The sequence below is a fragment of the Leclercia sp. M-A074-M genome, from assembly GCF_965195605.1.
In the GTDB taxonomy this organism is placed as follows: Bacteria; Pseudomonadota; Gammaproteobacteria; order Enterobacterales; family Enterobacteriaceae; genus Enterobacter.
In genome coordinates this window covers 73,369-90,149 of the sequence record NZ_CBDAHM010000006.1, presented here as the reverse complement: position 1 = coordinate 90,149, position 16,781 = coordinate 73,369, and the positions used below count along the sequence as shown (strand labels likewise).

Sequence of the window (16,781 nt, the reverse complement as noted above, 5' to 3'; positions counted from 1 at the left end):
ATTACGTGTTTGTCATCGCTTACTTTTTGGCGTTATATGATGGATAATGCCGGGATACAAGAGACCCGACTCTTTTAATCTTTCAAGGAGCAAAGAATGCTGATTCTGACTCGTCGAGTTGGTGAGACCCTCATGATTGGGGATGAGGTCACCGTGACAGTTTTAGGGGTAAAGGGTAACCAGGTACGTATTGGTGTGAACGCCCCTAAAGAAGTCTCTGTTCATCGTGAAGAGATCTACCAGCGTATCCAGGCTGAAAAATCCCAGCAGTCAAGTTACTGATATTATCGCGTCTCGCTCTCTGGCGAGACGCACCCCTCCTGACATTCTCCTTCCTTAAAGTTACCGTTCTGTTTCGTTCGCTCTGTTTTTGACCACTCTCATCTCTTTTACTTCGCCAAAATCTACCGTTCTCCATGCAGAAGAGTGTAGAAAGAGGGGCAAAATACGTTTATAAAACACTCTCTTTGCAGGTTTTACGTCCGAATTGCCTGTGAATTGTGCAAACGATAAAAGCTTGTGGAAAATTGTTTGACTTATAAGTCCCAGAAAGTAATATATGCGCCACGCAGCGACGAGAAGCTCTTAGCGAGTTACTCGGAGCACTCGAAAGAGGCGTTGTGTGGTGAGGTGGCCGAGAGGCTGAAGGCGCTCCCCTGCTAAGGGAGTATGCGGTCAAAAGCTGCATCCGGGGTTCGAATCCCCGCCTCACCGCCATTTTGCATCCGTAGCTCAGCTGGATAGAGTACTCGGCTACGAACCGAGCGGTCGGAGGTTCGAATCCTCCCGGATGCACCATCTATTACTTCATATTGCTTTAGAAGTGATATGAATATCGAGCAGTACAGTAGTAAATCCCGATGCATCCGTAGCTCAGCTGGATAGAGTACTCGGCTACGAACCGAGCGGTCGGAGGTTCGAATCCTCCCGGATGCACCATATTCTCCGAGATAACAGCGAAGCTGTTGTTTCAAGGTCTGCGAGTTAATCGCCAGNACCAGGGAGGATAACGTTGCTTCAGCAACGGCCCGAAGGGTGAGGCGCAGCCGAGTAATCCTCCCGGATGCACCATCTTTTATTGCATGTCGATTTCGAAATGATATGTGGTATCGAGTAGTACAGTAGTAAATCCCGATGCATCCGTAGCTCAGCTGGATAGAGTACTCGGCTACGAACCGAGCGGTCGGAGGTTCGAATCCTCCCGGATGCACCATCTTCTCAGAGATAACAGCCAGGCTGTTGTTTCATGGTCTGCGAATCAATCGTCAGCATCAGGGAGGATAACGTTGCTTCAGCAACGACCCGGAGGGCGAGGCAACGCCGAGTAATCCTCCCGGATGCACCATCTTCTCCCTCATTGTTTATTCCTTCGACGTTTCGTCAGCAATCATCTTCTCTGTCAGCGACAAAACCCCTTGTTTACGATAAAGTAACGCTTTGTAATCCTTTCGCGAGAGCACGATGTACGCACAGTATGACGGTTTGATTTTCGATATGGATGGCACCATCCTCGACACTGAGCCAACGCATCGCCAGGCATGGACTGAAGTCCTGGGTCGTTATGGTATGCGTTTCGACTTACAGGCGATGATAGCCCTCAACGGATCTCCAACCTGGCGTATTGCGCAGGCCGTGATTGAACTGAATCAGGCCGATCTCGACCCGCACCTGCTCGCGCGTGAAAAAACCGATGCAGTAAAAGCCATGCTGCTGGACACTGTGCGTCCTTTGCCCTTAATCGACGTAGTGAAGGCGTGGCACGGGCGACGTCCCATGTCCGTCGGTACGGGCAGTGAAAGCGCTATCGCTGAAGCACTGCTCAACCACCTTAACCTGCGCCACTATTTCTCTGCCGTGGTCGCGGCCGATCACGTTAAAAACCACAAGCCTGCACCTGACACCTTTCTGCTTTGTGCAGAGCTGATGGGCGTACCACCCGCGAAGTGCGTGGTGTTTGAAGATGCCGATTTCGGTATTCAGGCAGCGCGTGATGCCGGTATGGCCGCGGTGGATGTTCGCTTACTGTGAGTGACACACTGTCACTCGCCTCATTATTCGCCAGCAGTTTTTTAAGCGCCACGATCCTGCCCGGAAATTCCGAGGTGGTACTGGTGGCGATGCTCTTGTCCGGTGTCAGTCAGCCGTGGTTACTCGTGTTAATAGCAACAATGGGTAATAGCCTTGGAGGGCTGACTAACGTTATTCTTGGGCGATTCTTTCCGCTACGCAAAAAATCGCGCTGGCAGGAAAAGGCAGTCGGCTGGCTAAAACGCTATGGCGCTGCCACGCTTTTACTAAGCTGGATGCCGGTAATCGGTGATTTACTGTGCCTGCTGGCGGGATGGATGCGCATCTCCTGGGGGCCTGTGCTCTTTTTTTTATGCCTTGGCAAGGCATTGCGCTACATTCTTGTAGCGGTTGCAACTTTGCAGGGCATGACGTGGTGGCACTAATTGGACTGTTTGTGACCAGAAACCATTACAATTATGCTAAATGAAATGATTTTGACAGGCGGGAGGTCGAATTGATCCCGGACGTATCACAGGCACTGGCCTGGCTGGAAAACCACCCTCAGGCACTGAAGGGTATTCAGCGCGGTCTTGAGCGCGAAACGCTGCGCGTTAACGCAGATGGCAGTCTCGCAACGACAGGCCATCCACAGGCGTTGGGTTCGGCGCTGACCCATAAATGGATCACTACTGATTTCGCCGAAGCACTGCTTGAGTTTATTACGCCGGTCGACGGCGAAATTGACCACATGCTGAAAATCATGCGTGACATTCACCGCTACAGCGCCCGTAATCTGGGTGATGAGCGGATGTGGCCGCTGAGTATGCCGTGCTATATCGCGCAGGGGCAGGATATTGAACTGGCGCAGTACGGCACGTCCAATATCGGTCGTCTGAAAACGCTCTATCGCGAAGGATTAAAAAATCGCTATGGCGCGCTGATGCAGACGATCTCTGGCGTGCACTATAACTTCTCCTTGCCGATGGCATTCTGGCAGGCGAAGTGCGGCGAAACAGATAAAGAGGCGATCTCCGCAGGCTATTTCCGCCTGATTCGTAACTACTATCGCTTCGGCTGGGTCATCCCGTATCTGTTCGGCGCATCGCCGGCGATTTGCTCCTCTTTCCTGCAGGGCAAACCGACCACGCTGCCGTTTGAGAAAACCGACTGCGGTATGTACTACCTGCCATATGCCACCTCCCTGCGTCTCAGCGACCTGGGTTATACCAATAAGTCGCAAAGCAATCTCGGTATTACGTTTAACGATCTGCACGAGTATGTGGCAGGATTGAAGCGGGCGATCAAAACCCCGTCGGAAACCTACGAAGAGATCGGTCTTGAGAAAGACGGTAAGCGTCTGCAAATCAACAGTAACGTTTTACAGATTGAAAACGAACTATACGCGCCTATCCGTCCGAAACGCGTCACGCGCAGCGGAGAAACACCATCGGATGCGTTACAGCGCGGTGGGATTGAGTACATCGAAGTGCGCTCCCTGGATATCAACCCGTTCTCGCCTATCGGCGTGGACGAGCAGCAGGTACGCTTCCTGGATCTGTTTATGGTCTGGTGCGTGCTGGCCGATGCGCCGGAAATGAGTGCTGACGAACTGCTCTGCACCCGCACGAACTGGAACCGGGTGATCCTTGAAGGGCGTAAACCTGGCCTGACGCTGGGCATAGGTTGCCAGACGGCACAGTTCCCGCTGCAACAGGTGGGTAAAGATCTGTTCCGCGATCTCAAACGCGTCGCCCAGACACTGGACAGCGTTTATGGTGGCGATGCGTATCAGCTGGTTTGCGATCAGCTGGTCGAAAGTTTTGATAATCCTGAGCTAACGTTCTCGGCACGCATTCTGCGTTCTATGATTGATCGGGGCATCGGCGGGACCGGTCGTGCACTTGCGGCGGAGTATCGCGATATGCTGCTGCAGGAACCGCTGGAGGTGCTTACCGAAGCTGAGTTCGCTGCTGAACGCGAAGCGTCAACGGTGCGTCAGCGTGAGATTGAGGCGGCGGATACAGAGTCGTTTGCTGAGTTTCTGGCGAAACAGACCTGACAGAAAAGAAAAAGGCCACATCGCTGTGGCCAAAATAACATCTCTGAAGAACAGGGATGATGATAACAAATGCGCGTCTTTCATATACTCAGACGCGCGTTGAAAAGAAGAGTTCATTTTTTTTAAAAAAAAATCACTATCGGAGGTGACGTATGCCGTTATTAGATAGCTTTACTGTCGACCATACCCGTATGGAAGCACCTGCTGTACGCGTTGCGAAGACCATGCATACCCCGCACGGCGATACGATCACGGTATTCGACCTGCGTTTCTGCGTACCGAATAAAGAAGTGATGCCGGAAAAAGGCATTCACACCCTGGAGCACCTGTTTGCCGGCTTCATGCGCGATCACCTGAACGGTAACGGCGTTGAGATCATCGATATCTCGCCTATGGGTTGCCGTACCGGGTTCTACATGAGCCTGATTGGGGTGCCGGAAGAGACCCGCGTCGCAGATGCGTGGAAAGCGGCGATGGAAGATGTGCTGAAAGTTAAAGAGCAGAACCAGATCCCGGAGCTCAACGTTTACCAGTGCGGTACATATCAGATGCACTCTCTGGAAGAAGCCCAGGATATTGCCCGCCACATCCTTGAGCGTGACGTTCGCGTCAACAGCAATGACGAACTGGCGCTGCCAAAAGAGAAGTTGCAGGAACTGCACATCTAGCAAATTACCCGGCTCTTCGCAAGGAGTATGCCGGGTAATATTACTCTATTAATAAATTCCTAAAAGCCTGTCACTCGTTGTGCAATCCTCTCTTTCTCTTTATTATTGCAGCTAACGCATGATAGTTATTTATATATATTATATCTATGGATGAAACCTTAACGCTCATTCACTGTAATTATTGATGCGTTAATATTTCATGGAATAGAATATAATTAAGAGGGATTTATGAAAGTTTATTTTGCTGGCTCCGCGATTCTTTTTTCCGCTATTCTGCTGTCTGCCTGCAGTTCTAAACCGGTGACTACGCCTATAGCCAAAGCCCCTGCCGAACGTAAGCAGGAGGTGCAGTGCTATCAGGAGTTTTCTGCGCTGCAAAAGCTCGACCCGGCGGCCTACGAGACCTACCGTAAGCAATTTGAGAATATTAATAAAAACTATAAAATTTACGAATCGAATAAATCTCTGGTTGATGATAACGCTTCCGAAGTTATGCTCACCGAAATTAATAAAAAACTGTCGCTGGTATGCGTAAGGATTCGTAATACGGTTTATACCAATATGATGAACCGTGCCAATGAAATGAACAAGTTATGAATAAATATTTTAGCGCAGCACTGTACTGCGGATTGTTATTATCGGGTGGAAAAGCATTTTCAGCCGGAACGGAACTATTGGAACGTTTAAATAACGAAAAAATTATCGGCAATAATTCAACCAATCCTTTTATCTCCTCAGAGACCACCACTACTCCCCTGGATACAGCGCCGCAGCAGGTAAAACCTGCCCGTCCGGCGACCCGTGCCGCGTCTGTTAAAAACGACAAGGCCGTCGCGGCCGATCAGGCCAAACTTTCCCGCCTCACCGAGGCACTTCGTCAGGCCAATACCACCATCACCCAATTAGATAAACAGCTAAGTGCGGTGGAAAGCGAAAAGGCGCTGCTGGAACAGGCGGTTGCTCATGAAAGGGATCGTGTCGCGGAAAAAGAGCAGAAGCTCTCCCGGCTGACAGCACAATCGGAAGGCAGCGCGCAAAAGCTTGCCATTGAGAGCCTGATCGCGATGCTGCCGAAGCCTGCTGGCGTCGATCAACAAAAAAATGCAGAACTGGTGGAGCAGCTCAATAAAGCCAACGCGCAACGCGCCGCTCTGACGAAAGCGCTGAACGATCTACAGGCGCAGAAGGACGCGCTTGATGCGCAGCTGAGTGCCCTTAAGACCAACAGCATCCAGACCACTGGCGTGACAAAAGAGCTCGATGCTTTAAAAGCCCAGCTCTCGTCGCTGAATCTGCAAAAAGCGACTCTGGAGACCCGGCTCGCCGAACAGGAAAAAGCGTTCAGCGGCGAAAAGACAAAGTCTGAGATTGCGCAGAATCAGCTCGAAGATGCCAAAAAGGTGATTGCCTCGCAGGAGTCGCTGCTGGCTGTGCAGAAGAGCAGCGCCGGAAGCGACAAAGAGAAGCTGCTTAAAGAGCTGAGCGACCTGGAGGCGCAGAAGAAGGCGCTGGAAACCCAGCTGGCTTCACTGAAAGCGGCCGATGAGAAGAGCGCCACGCTGGCGAAAGAGTTGACCGATCTGCAGGCGCAGAAGAAGGCGCTGGAAACGCAGCTCGCTTCACTGAAAGCGGCCGAGGAAAAGAGCGTCGCGCTGACGAAAGAGTTGACCGACCTACAGGCGCAGAAGAAGGCGCTGGATGCCCAGCTTGCCACCCTCAAAACCAGCAGCGAGAAAAGCGCCGGGGTGGCAAAAGAGCTTGAGGCTCTAAAAGCCCAGCTGTCGTCGCTGAATCTGCAAAAAGCGACTCTGGAGACCCGGCTCGCCGAACAGGAAAAAGCGTTCAGCAGCGAAAAGACAAAGTCTGAAATTGCGCAGAACCAGCTCGAAGATGCCAAAAAGGTGATTGCCTCGCAGGAGTCGCTGCTGGCTGTGCAGAAGAGCAGCGCCGGAAGCGACAAAGAGAAGCTGCTTAAAGAGCTGAGCGATCTGCAGGCGCAGAAGAAGACGCTGGAAACCCAGCTGGCCTCCCTGAAAGAGGTCAGTACCAAAAATGACACTCTCAGCAAAGAGCTGTCCGATCTGCAGACGCAAAAGAAAGCGCTGGATACCCAACTTGCTTCTCTGAAAGAAGCCAGTGCGAAAAATGCGACCCTTACCAAAGAGCTGACCGATCTGCAGGCGCAGAAAAAGACGCTGGATACTCAGCTGACGGCGCTGAAAGCGGTCAATGAGAAAAGTGCCGCGCTGGCGAAAGAGCTGACCGAACTGCAAACGCAGAAAAAGGGGCTGGAGACGGAGCTGGCTGCCCTGAAAGCGATCCGCGAGAAAAACGTGGCATTGTCCAAAGAACTGGCCGATCTGCAGGCGCAGAAGAAAGCGGTGGAGGCGCAGCTTGCGACCCTTAAAACCAGCAGCGATAAGAGCACCGGCGCGGTAAAAGAGGCGGATGCCTTAAAAGCCCAGCTGTCGTCGCTGAACCTGCAAAAAGCCACTCTGGAGACCCGGCTGGCCGAGCAGGAAAAAGTGCTTAAAAGCGAGAAGTTAAAATCTGAGATTGCGCAGAACCAGCTTGAGGATGCTAAAAAAGTTATCGCTTCACAGGAGTCCCTGTTGGCTCTTCAGAAAAATAACGTTGGCAGCGAGAAAGATAAAAGCGGTGCGCTGGTCACTCAACTGGCTGCTGCCGGAAAAGAGACCGAGGAGCTGAAAAAGCAGCTGGCCCAGCTACAGACGCAAAAAGCCTCGCTTGAGGAGCAGCAGAAAACGCAAAGCGCCTCCCTGGCAACGTTGACGGCCGAAAACCAGAAGCTGAAGGAGAGTCAGGCAGCATCCGCAAAAGCGACTAAGGAGCCGCAGCGGATGAAGATCGATAAGACGGCGGCAAAAGATACGCTGACCAGCTACGCTATCGGCACCTGGTATGGCGATGCGGCAGGGCGTGAAAAGAGCAAGCTGCGCGGGCTGAACAAAAAGCTCGATCTTAACGCCTTTATGCAGGGCTTTAACGACAAGGTGAACAATAAGCTCCAGATGACGCCAGCAGCGCTGTCGAAGGAGCTGGTCGCGCTGGATCAGGTACAGAAAAAGCAGTTTGTCGCAATGCAAAGTGAAAACGAAAAGCAGAGCAAAGCGATCATGACTAAGGCGGCGAATGAGAAAGGCGCTAAACGACTGCCGGAAGGAGCTATCTATCGGGTGATTCAGCAAGGTGAGGCGCCGCTGATTACGGCCCAGAACGAGATCATTGCCGAGATTGATGAGGTGCTGGGTACCGGTAAAGTGATGTCCAGTAAAGAGGTGCGCGCCAGCCGGGTTAAGGATTTACCGCCGCTGTTCCAGACGGTAGTGAAAAAACTGGGTCTGGGCGGGGAGGCAAAAATCCATATCCCGGCGAAACAGGCCTACGGTGAAGAGGGCGTACCCGGCTTTGTGCCACCAGGCACGGTCTCGATCATTACGATTAAAATTATCGGCATTAAGTAAGTTCTATCGCGCCCATAAAAAAACGGATCTGCATGCAGATCCGTTTTTCTTTTCAGATGATTAGTGCGCGCCACCGCCTCCGCCACCCGCCCCGAACGGCGGTTTAGCGAACCAGATCAGCCCCAGTAACACAATGAACACCCCAGCCGATAGCCAGAAGATCTCGTTGGCCGAGATGATTAGCCCCTGGGCGGTGATCTGCTGTGCTATCCACCCGGATGCCTGTTGCTCGGTCATGCCCATCCCCTGCAGCTGGCTGTAGACTTCCTGCGCCTGCGGATTGAACACGTTCACCGATTCAGTCAGCTGCGCATGGTGCAGCGACTCGCGGTTAGTCCACATGGTGGTGGTCATCGAGGTCCCGATGGAGCCCGCCAGCGTACGCATAAAGTTCGACAGGCTGGATGCCGCCGCCATCCTTTCCGGCGGCAGACCGGAGAGGGTGATGGTGGTCAGTGGCATAAAGAAGCAGGCCACTGCAAACCCCTGGATGAACTGCGGCCACGCGGAGGCGCCAAAGTCCATGCCCGGTTCAAAGGTATAGGCGCGCCAGTAGAAGCACACCGCATACATGATGAAGCTGAAGGTCACCAGGCGTCGCATATCCAGCTTATGGGCGAAGCGGCCGATGATCGGCGACAGCAGGACCGGGATCACCCCGACCGGCGCCGACGCCAGCCCTGCCCAGGTGGCGGTATACCCGTATACCTCCTGCAACAGCTGCGGCAGCAGAACAATGGCGCCGAAGTAAAGCATGTAGGCAAGGCTGATACACAAACACCCTATGGTGAAGTTGCGTGATTTAAATAGCGACAAATCGACTATCGGGTTGTCGTCCGTCAGCTCCCAGACAATCAGGAAGCTGAGCGCCACCACCGCCACAACAGTCAGAACGATGATCTCCTGCGAGGCGAACCAGTCCAGCTCTTTCCCGCGGTCGAGCATGATCTGCAGGCTACCGATGCCCAGCACCAGTAGCGCCAACCCCACGCCATCAATCCGCCGCTGTTCAGTGCGGGTTTCGCGGCCACGCAGCGACTGCAGGGTCAGCAGTACCACCAGGGCGCCAATCGGCACGTTGATAAAGAAGATCCAGCCCCAGTGATAGTTATCGCTGATATAACCGCCCAGAATCGGGCCGCAGATCGGGGCGACAATCACCGTCATCGACCACAGCGCCAGCGCAATAGAGCGCTTGGCAGGCGGGTAGTTGTTCAGGAGCAGACTTTGCGACAGCGGGATCAACGGTCCGGCCACAATCCCCTGGATCACGCGGAAGAAGATGAGCATGTTCAGGCTGGTGGAGACGCCACACGCCCAGGAGGCCAGCACGAAAGCGATCGTTGACCAGAGGAACAGTTTCACTTCCCCGACGCGCTTCGCCAGCCAGCCGGTAATCGGGATGGAGATCGCATTCGCCACCCCGAACGAGGTGATCACCCATGTCCCCTGGCTCAGGGATGAGCCAAGGTTCCCGGCGATGGTCGGGATCGCCACGTTCGCGATGGTGGAGTCCAGCACCTGCATGAATGTCGCCAGCGAAAGCGCAATGGTCATGATGACCAGCTGCGCCCCTTCCAACGGTTTTTGCGGTTTTTGCTGCTGCATAACGCTCACCTTCGGATTAACCGGCGTTTGCCTTCACGATCTCATCGATCAGTTTATTCACCGGCTCAAGGCTGATCTCACGGGCATTACTTTCGTAGGCCGGGTTCGAACGTGCCTGGTTTGCCAGCATCTGGCCGTCACGGTTGGAGGTGTCCACCGTCACCAGCGTGGAGAGGCCAATACGCAGCGGATGGTCCGCCAGCTGTTTCTCATCCAGCTCGATACGCACCGGCAGACGCTGAACCACTTTGATCCAGTTCCCGGTGGCGTTCTGCGCAGGCAGCAGCGAGAAGGCGCTGCCGGTCCCCATATCCAGCCCCACCACTTTGCCGGTGTACTTTACGTCGTCGCCGTAGATGTCGCTGACGACCGTGGCGGTCTGGCCGATACGCATATGCGCCAGCTGGGTCTCTTTGAAGTTGGCGTCAATCCACAGGTTGGTTGCCGGCACCACCGCCATCAGCGGGGTGGAGGAGGTGATCTGCGCGCCAGGCTGCACGGAACGACGGGAAACGTAGCCGGTCATCGGGCTGACGATTTTAGTACGCTGCAGCGCCAGCCAGGCGTTACGGACTTCGGTCGCCGCCTGTTTTACCGCCGGTTGTTGGTCGAGCGTGGTATTCAGCACGATCGCCTGATTAGCGTTATATTGCTGAAGTGCCACATCCAGCTGGGCCTGCGCGCTGGCGACCGCGTCACGGGCGTGTTGCAGCTCTTCGCGGCCAATCAGGTTGGCCGAACCCAGCGGGACGCGACGATTGAGGTCGCTCTGGGCCTGGGCGAGGGCGGTTTTCTGCACGTCAATATTGGCCTGCAGCTGTTTGCTGTTGATCATCAGCTGGCGGGTCTGACGTACGCTCGAGGCCAGCTCAGTCTGCGCTTTTTCAAACGCCTGCTGGGCATCGGTCGGATCGAGCGTTACCAGCACATCACCTTTTTGCACAAAGTCGGTATTGTCAGCCCAGACTTTCGTCACGCTGCCCGACACCTGCGCCATAATCTGAACCTGGTTCCCTGCCACATACGCGTCATCCGTCTCTTCACTATGACGCAGTACTAAAAACCAATAGATCCCATATGCCACGGCAATGATAATAAAGAGCAAGGTCAGCAGCAGAAGGGCGCGCTTGCGTTTGCCTTTCTTGTTGACCGGTTGCTGCGGGGTTGTGTTCTCCGCATTTGCGCTCATGTTGTTCTCCACGATCTTATTATTTCACATCGGCTGAGCCGACCTGTTATCAGAAAGGCCAGCACGATGAGATGCTGGCCTGACGGTTTTCTTATTAATCTGGATTTTGGAGCGTGTCGTCGCGTTAGCGCAGCGCCTCAAGAACAGCGCCATCTTCATCCATCTGGTCCAGACGGGTGAGCAGCTTACGGGTGATATGCTCGAGCTGATCTTTCTCTGCGTTACTTAAAGACGACCAGAGTTGATGCAGGCAGTTGTGCTGAGGTGGGAGCACCTCGCGCAGGAATTCGTGACCTTTCTCGGTCAGTTGCAGGTGCAGACAACGGCGGTCGTTGTCACTTTCGCGGCGCTCAATCCAGCCACGTTTTTCAAGCTCATCGGCAATACGGGTCGCATTGGTACGGGACGAACCCAGCGCGCAACTCAGTTCCGAAGGCTGAATGCTGTGATTTTCCTGAGACTCCAGCGTAATCAACGCCATAAATAACGTCTCGTTAATCCCTTGAGCTTTCAGCATTTTATTGCGATTTTCCAGCAGCTTACCCTGCATGTGCATGCAGAGACGCGTTAACAGGATCTCCTGATATGGGAAATCTGCATAGCGACTGGCGCGAAATTTAAGCATTTGTTCAATGGGCGTAAACGAACTATCCATTTGGGCATAACCTCATTAATTACAGCCAATATAGTAACGACAGTGACAAATAATGTAAATGAATTATTTGTGCGGATAAAATCCACAAGGCGAATTTCACTGTCATCAAGAGCCGGGTTGATCCGTGACCCGGTAAGCACAGAAAAGAGGGGGTGGCGCTGGCAAAACGGGGATGAGTCATCAGGCGTAAGCTATTCATGCGGTATTCTAATATATTACCCACATAAAAATTTTCGGTATAAATGATTGCGTACCTTAACAGACTGAGGGGCTCCTTAACACCCTGAGAGCCCCAAACTTATGTAAACCTTATTGAATAGCCTCCTGACGGTGATAACCGCGCCACCAGACCAGCAGGTTAAGCAGCGCCATCACCGACCCGACCGCACACACGCCCGTCCAGCCGGCATGCTGCCACGCCGAGGCCGAAATGAGCGACCCGGCCGCACCGCCGATAAAGTAGCTGGTCATATACCCGGCCGTCAGGCGGTTACGGGCATCCGGCTTGACGCGGTAAATCACGGTCTGGTTGGTGATATGCACCCCCTGCACGGTCAGGTCGAGCACCAGGATGCCGATAATCAGCGCCAGCACCGAGACATGTCCGTACCAGATTGCTGCCCAGGAGAGCAGCAGCATCACCAGACCGGCGGTGGTGGTGAGGTGCGATTTACCCTTGTCCGCCAGGCCACCCGCAGGACGCGCCCCCAGCGCACCGGCAGCCCCGGCCAGACCAAACAGACCGATCACCCCTTCGGAATAGTTAAACGGCGGAGAGGCCAGCAGGAAGGCCATCGAGGTCCAGAGAATACTGAAGTTAGCGAAGGTGAAACAGCCGAGCAACGCCCGGGTACGCAGCAGTTTATCCTTTATGAACAGGCTAAAGACGGAGCCCAGCAGCTGCGGATAGTTGAGATGGGTTTCTGACTTCACCTTCGGCAGGCCGCGCCACAGCGCCAGCGCCATCACCACCATCAGCACCGAGGCGACCCAGTAGACGGTGCGCCAGCCGCCGATACCCGCCAGTAAGCCCGCAACGGTACGCGCCAGTAAAATCCCCAGCAGCAGGCCGCTCATAATGGTGCCGACCACCTTACCGCGCTTATCCGGCGAGGCGAGGGTAGCGGCGAGGGGCACCAGAATCTGCGCCACCACCGAGAAGAGACCGGTCAGGGCGGTGCCGAGGATCATCATGCTAAGCGACTGGCTGGAGGCGGTGATCAACATCCCGCCCGCGGCCAGCAGCGTCATGGAGACAATCATCGCCCGGCGTTCAAACATATCCCCCAACGGGACGAGGAACAGCAGACCCACAGCGTATCCCAGCTGGGCGGCGGTAACGATAAAACCGGCTGAGCTTGCCGAGAGCGAGAAGTTGCGGGCGATGGTTTCCAGCAGGGGTTGCGCATAGTAGTTGCTGGCGACCGCCAGACCGGTTGCCACTGACATCAGCAGAATAAGTGCGGGGCTAAGCCCCTGAGGTGTTTTTGTCATTTGGTTTCGAAATCATTAGTTAAGTGATTATTTTTTCGTAAACCATAATAACGGATGAAGAGAGGAGGCGGGGAGTTGTTGAGTGATGGATCGTGCGGTCTGCTCCCCTCTCCGGGAGAGAGGAGCAGAGTAGCGTTACTTCTGTGCCGCCAGGGCTTCATTTACCCATGCATCAAACTGCTGCTGGTGGGCTTTGATCCAGCCATCGATATGGCCCTGTACATCGGCCTCCGATGACTTGCCGGCATGCATCATCGCGTTCTGCGCGTTGATGTCCGCCAGCGGCAGCTTCATGACCGAGAAGAGCTTCGCCGCTGCCGGGTTTTTCTCAGCCCAGGCTTTGTTGGCCACAATGTGCATGGTATTCACCGGGAAGCCGTAGTTCATGCCGTTAGGCAGTTTGGTGTCGATATCCTTCTGCTCGCCCGGCAGAGAGGAGAACGGCACCTGCAGCCAGACCACATCTTTACCCGGCTTCAGTACGTCGCTTACCCAGTATGGCGTCCAGGTGTAATAGATGACCGGTTTACCCTCTTTAAAGCGGGCAATAGTGTCCGCCATCATCGCAGAGTAGTTGCCGTGACTCACCTCCACCGTTTTTGCCAGGTCGAAGGCTTTGTTCTGATGGTTAATCACCGCCTCACAGCCCCAGCCCGGCGAGCAGCCCATCATGTCGGCTTTGCCGTCCCCGTTGGTATCGAACAGCTTCGCAATCTTCGGATCTTTCAGCTGCTCAATATTGGTGATGTGGTACTGATCGGCGGTTTTCTTGTCGATCAGGTAACCCTGAGCCGCACCGGAGACAAAGGTCCCTTCACGGTAGAACTTTTTGTCGCCGCCCGCGGCGGTGTACATGTCGTCATGCAGCGGCTGCCAGTTGACGGCAGTAAAGGTGGCATCCCCCGAGGCAATAGAGGTATAGCCGACGTTGTAATCCACTTCGCTGGGTTTATTGACCGTATAGCCCAGCTTCTCCAGCGCGCGGCTGACCAGCCCGGTCTGGAATGACTCTTCGGAGATGGTGCTCTGGACCGGTTGCACGGTAATACCGGTGCCCGGCAGGTCGGCAGCGAATGCGCTGGTGGAGGCAAGGGTGGCAAACGCTGTGGCAAAAAGTACGCTATGTCGCATCGTTGTTCCTTATTTAGACGTTGTGAATGGGCGGGTAAGCAACCCGACAGGGCCGGTGTTATACCAGCGACGGTTGCCGCGACTGCGTGCATCACGACCGACAGCCTGGGTCAGGCGGTCAAGGATAATGGCGAGGATCACGATCCCGACGCCACCGACGGTGGCCAGCCCCATATCGAGACGACCAATCCCGCGCAGCACCATCTGGCCCAGACCGCCCACGGCGATCATCGAGGCGATCACCACCATCGACAGGGCCAGCATCAGGGTCTGGTTCACACCCGCCATAATGGTGGGCATCGCCAGCGGCAGCTGGACTTTAAACAGCATCTGACGCGGGCTGGCGCCAAACGAGCGCGAGGCTTCGATCAGATCCGCCGGCACCTGATTGATGCCCAGAATGGTCAGACGCACAATCGGCGGCAGGGCGAAGATAATGGTCACCACCACGCCCGGCACGTTGCCGATGCCGAACAGCATCACGATAGGCACCAGGTAGACAAACGCCGGGGTGGTCTGCATCGCATCCAGCAGTGGGCGAATAATTTTCGCTGCCCGCGGGCTGCGCGCCAGCCAGATCCCCATCGGCAGGCCGATCACCACGCAGAAGAGCAGGGCGGTCAGTACCAGCGCCAGGGTGATCATCGCCTGGGACCACGCGCCAATGGCGCCGATGGCGATCAGCGAGATCAACGTGGCGATCCCCATCCCCGCGCTGCCAAACTGCCAGGCGATCAGCGAGAAGAGCACGATGGCGACCGGAGCCGGCATCCCCAGCATCAGCTGCTGGAAGCCGTTGAGGATGTAGTCCACCGGGACGCGGATCCCCTGGAAGACCGGGCGGAAGTGGGTCACTACCCAGTCGATCCCCTCCGTCACCCAGCTGTCGAGCGGGATCAGGGTCTTATGGAACGGGTCCATAATATTGAAATGTTCTGGCGCAGGCGCAGGGGCGCTGGTCAGCCAGTCAGCGCCACCGCCGTCGGTGGGTGCTGGCGTAGAAGAACCCCACGCGTCAGCGGATTGCGCCGCGCTGTCCGCCGCCTCTGTAGTACCCCACGGGTTAGATTGATCAGCCATTGTTTGCCCCCTCGCGATCTAAAGCCTGCAGCAGCATGCGTTTTGAAATGATGCCGACGTACTGTTGTTCCTCTCCAACCACCGGCACCGCACAGGGCGCCTGGCCAACGTGAGAGAGCAACTCGCTGAGCGGCGTTTCGGCGTCCACAGCAAGTGGCGCGTCGATTAACGCCGCATCGATCCCCTGACCTTCGCCGAGGGCGGTTTTCAGGGAGTCGATGGAGACCACGCCGACAAATTTATTGCCGCGTTCAACCAGATAACCGTATTCCCGGTCCTCATCCTGCAGCAGCTTCAGTGCCGAGCGCGGGCCGAACCCTGGCGTTTTACGGATAATGCCGTTTGGCGTACGGCGGGCAATATCTTTGGCGCTAAACACCTGGCTAATATCCACGCCGCGGAAGAAGGTGCGGACATAATCATTTGCCGGATTATTGAGAATTTCGTCCGGAGTACCCACCTGAACCACTTCGCCGTTTTGCATAATGGCAATACGATCGCCAATTCGCATGGCTTCATCGAGGTCATGGGAAATAAAGACAATGGTGCGTTGATGCCGGGATTGCAGTTTTACCAGCTCGTCCTGCATCTCGGTGCGAATTAATGGATCGAGGGCCGAGAAGGCTTCATCCATTAATAATATATCGGGGTTGATCGCTAATGCGCGGGCTAATCCCACGCGCTGGCGCATCCCGCCGGAAAGTTCATCCGGATATGCGTGGGCGTAATTTTCCAGCCCCACCTGACGCAGCGCATCCAGCGCTTTTTCCTGGCGCTCATTGGCCGGTACGCCGGCTAATTCCATGCCGAAGGCAGTGTTATTTAACACCGTCATATGCGGCATCAGGGCGAATGACTGAAACACCATCGCGATCTTTTTTCTGCGCACCTCGCGAAGCTCGGCGTCTGATATTTTGGCGATATCGACGCCGTCAATCAGCACCTGCCCGCGGGTGGGTTCAATCAGGCGATTGAGAAGGCGAACCATAGTGGATTTACCCGAACCGGATAATCCCATGATGACAAATATCTCGCCTTCTTCAATGGCCAGACTGGCGTCTTTAACGCCAAGCGATAGCCCGGTTTTTTCCAGAATTTGTTCTTTTGAGAGACCTTTTTCAATATATTTGAAAGCCCTCTGCGGGTGCTCACCAAATACTTTGTAGAGGTTTTTAACTTCTAATTTAATTGCCATGCAATAAAGAATGTCCCGTTATTTATTTAAATCGATAGCGTTACCAGTGAAATAATAAGCAGGCCATACCCTAACATACTCAGAATCTGAGACAACCCTTGCGGCGCTTGTGGCATGAATTTTGCCGTGGTTTGCACGCAGGTAATATCGCTCAATTTCCCATGAGATAAGGGCTGAGCGGGAAATGAATTTTTTTGAGATTTTTAC

General features: G+C 54.6%; 14 protein-coding genes and 4 tRNA genes. 11 read left to right on the top strand and 7 right to left on the bottom strand.

Going from position 1 to position 16,781, the window contains the following annotated elements; genetic code table 11:
- Positions 1-96 precede the first annotated feature (96 nt).
- From csrA to ACOKCT_RS13630, 11 genes are all read left to right on the top strand, one after another.
- Entirely contained in the window at positions 97-282 is a 186-nt protein-coding gene (gene csrA / locus ACOKCT_RS13680; protein WP_000906486.1) for a carbon storage regulator CsrA, read from the top strand.
- Positions 283-624: 342 nt separating this feature from the next.
- Positions 625-717 (top strand) — tRNA-Ser (locus ACOKCT_RS13675).
- A gap of 4 nt (positions 718-721) precedes the next feature.
- Positions 722-798: transfer RNA gene (locus ACOKCT_RS13670), tRNA-Arg, on the top strand.
- Between the two features lie 64 nt (positions 799-862).
- Positions 863-939, top strand: a tRNA-Arg gene (locus ACOKCT_RS13665).
- Between the two features lie 197 nt (positions 940-1,136).
- A tRNA-Arg gene (locus ACOKCT_RS13660) sits at positions 1,137-1,213 on the top strand.
- A gap of 248 nt (positions 1,214-1,461) precedes the next feature.
- On the top strand, positions 1,462-2,028 hold the full coding sequence (yqaB, locus tag ACOKCT_RS13655; RefSeq protein WP_156655149.1) for a fructose-1-phosphate/6-phosphogluconate phosphatase: 567 nt from the start codon (positions 1,462-1,464) through the stop codon (positions 2,026-2,028).
- A complete protein-coding gene (locus ACOKCT_RS13650; protein ID WP_103180877.1) occupies positions 2,025-2,453 on the top strand; it encodes a YqaA family protein in 429 nt (142 codons plus the stop codon). Before yqaB ends, ACOKCT_RS13650 begins: the two co-directional genes overlap by 4 nt.
- A 71-nt stretch (positions 2,454-2,524) precedes the next feature.
- Positions 2,525-4,069 (top strand): glutamate--cysteine ligase, encoded by a 1,545-nt coding sequence (gene gshA, locus ACOKCT_RS13645; RefSeq protein WP_103180876.1) that lies wholly within the window; start codon positions 2,525-2,527, stop codon positions 4,067-4,069.
- A gap of 152 nt (positions 4,070-4,221) precedes the next feature.
- A complete protein-coding gene (luxS, locus tag ACOKCT_RS13640; protein ID WP_103180875.1) occupies positions 4,222-4,737 on the top strand; it encodes an S-ribosylhomocysteine lyase in 516 nt (171 codons plus the stop codon).
- A gap of 228 nt (positions 4,738-4,965) precedes the next feature.
- Entirely contained in the window at positions 4,966-5,334 is a 369-nt protein-coding gene (locus ACOKCT_RS13635; protein ID WP_103180874.1) for a hypothetical protein, read from the top strand.
- Between the two features lie 77 nt (positions 5,335-5,411).
- Positions 5,412-8,222 carry an FKBP-type peptidyl-prolyl cis-trans isomerase N-terminal domain-containing protein gene (locus ACOKCT_RS13630; RefSeq protein ID WP_214422339.1) on the top strand — a complete coding sequence of 937 codons (2,811 nt, stop codon included), beginning with the start codon at positions 5,412-5,414 and terminating at the stop codon, positions 8,220-8,222.
- Positions 8,223-8,282: 60 nt separating this feature from the next.
- On the opposite strand, the gene emrB is transcribed toward ACOKCT_RS13630, so the two are convergent.
- From emrB to proV, 7 genes are all read right to left on the bottom strand, one after another.
- A complete protein-coding gene (gene emrB, locus ACOKCT_RS13625; protein ID WP_420193572.1) occupies positions 8,283-9,830 on the bottom strand; it encodes a multidrug efflux MFS transporter permease subunit EmrB in 1,548 nt (515 codons plus the stop codon).
- A gap of 16 nt (positions 9,831-9,846) precedes the next feature.
- On the bottom strand, positions 9,847-11,019 hold the full coding sequence (emrA, locus tag ACOKCT_RS13620; RefSeq protein WP_103180870.1) for a multidrug efflux MFS transporter periplasmic adaptor subunit EmrA: 1,173 nt from the start codon (positions 11,017-11,019) through the stop codon (positions 9,847-9,849).
- Between the two features lie 124 nt (positions 11,020-11,143).
- Entirely contained in the window at positions 11,144-11,674 is a 531-nt protein-coding gene (gene mprA / locus ACOKCT_RS13615) for a transcriptional repressor MprA (protein ID WP_039029994.1), read from the bottom strand.
- Positions 11,675-11,983: 309 nt separating this feature from the next.
- Positions 11,984-13,168, bottom strand: a complete 1,185-nt coding sequence (locus tag ACOKCT_RS13610) for an MFS transporter (protein ID WP_103180868.1) — start codon at positions 13,166-13,168, stop codon at positions 11,984-11,986.
- 135 nt (positions 13,169-13,303) lie between these two features.
- A complete protein-coding gene (gene proX / locus ACOKCT_RS13605) occupies positions 13,304-14,299 on the bottom strand; it encodes a glycine betaine/L-proline ABC transporter substrate-binding protein ProX (protein ID WP_156655146.1) in 996 nt (331 codons plus the stop codon).
- Positions 14,300-14,308: 9 nt separating this feature from the next.
- Entirely contained in the window at positions 14,309-15,379 is a 1,071-nt protein-coding gene (gene proW, locus ACOKCT_RS13600) for a glycine betaine/L-proline ABC transporter permease ProW (RefSeq protein ID WP_103180866.1), read from the bottom strand.
- Complete coding sequence (proV, locus tag ACOKCT_RS13595; protein ID WP_114385885.1) at positions 15,372-16,574, bottom strand: glycine betaine/L-proline ABC transporter ATP-binding protein ProV; 1,203 nt, start codon at positions 16,572-16,574, stop codon at positions 15,372-15,374. The genes proW and proV overlap by 8 nt, the downstream gene beginning before the upstream one ends.
- Between the last annotated feature and the right edge of the window lie 207 nt (positions 16,575-16,781).

What these genes read in the sequence shown, in the direction of transcription:
- csrA (WP_000906486.1), top strand. Translation starts at nt 97, where the DNA reads ATGCTGATTCTGACTCGTCGAGTTGGTGAGACCCTCATGATTGGGGAT.
- yqaB (WP_156655149.1), top strand. Translation starts at nt 1,462, where the DNA reads ATGTACGCACAGTATGACGGTTTGATTTTCGATATGGATGGCACCATC.
- luxS (WP_103180875.1), top strand. Translation starts at nt 4,222, where the DNA reads ATGCCGTTATTAGATAGCTTTACTGTCGACCATACCCGTATGGAAGCA.
- ACOKCT_RS13635 (WP_103180874.1), top strand. Translation starts at nt 4,966, where the DNA reads ATGAAAGTTTATTTTGCTGGCTCCGCGATTCTTTTTTCCGCTATTCTG.
- emrB (WP_420193572.1), bottom strand. Translation starts at nt 9,830, where the DNA reads ATGCAGCAGCAAAAACCGCAAAAACCGTTGGAAGGGGCGCAGCTGGTC.
- emrA (WP_103180870.1), bottom strand. Translation starts at nt 11,019, where the DNA reads ATGAGCGCAAATGCGGAGAACACAACCCCGCAGCAACCGGTCAACAAG.
- mprA (WP_039029994.1), bottom strand. Translation starts at nt 11,674, where the DNA reads ATGGATAGTTCGTTTACGCCCATTGAACAAATGCTTAAATTTCGCGCC.
- ACOKCT_RS13610 (WP_103180868.1), bottom strand. Translation starts at nt 13,168, where the DNA reads ATGACAAAAACACCTCAGGGGCTTAGCCCCGCACTTATTCTGCTGATG.
- proX (WP_156655146.1), bottom strand. Translation starts at nt 14,299, where the DNA reads ATGCGACATAGCGTACTTTTTGCCACAGCGTTTGCCACCCTTGCCTCC.
- proW (WP_103180866.1), bottom strand. Translation starts at nt 15,379, where the DNA reads ATGGCTGATCAATCTAACCCGTGGGGTACTACAGAGGCGGCGGACAGC.
- proV (WP_114385885.1), bottom strand. Translation starts at nt 16,574, where the DNA reads ATGGCAATTAAATTAGAAGTTAAAAACCTCTACAAAGTATTTGGTGAG.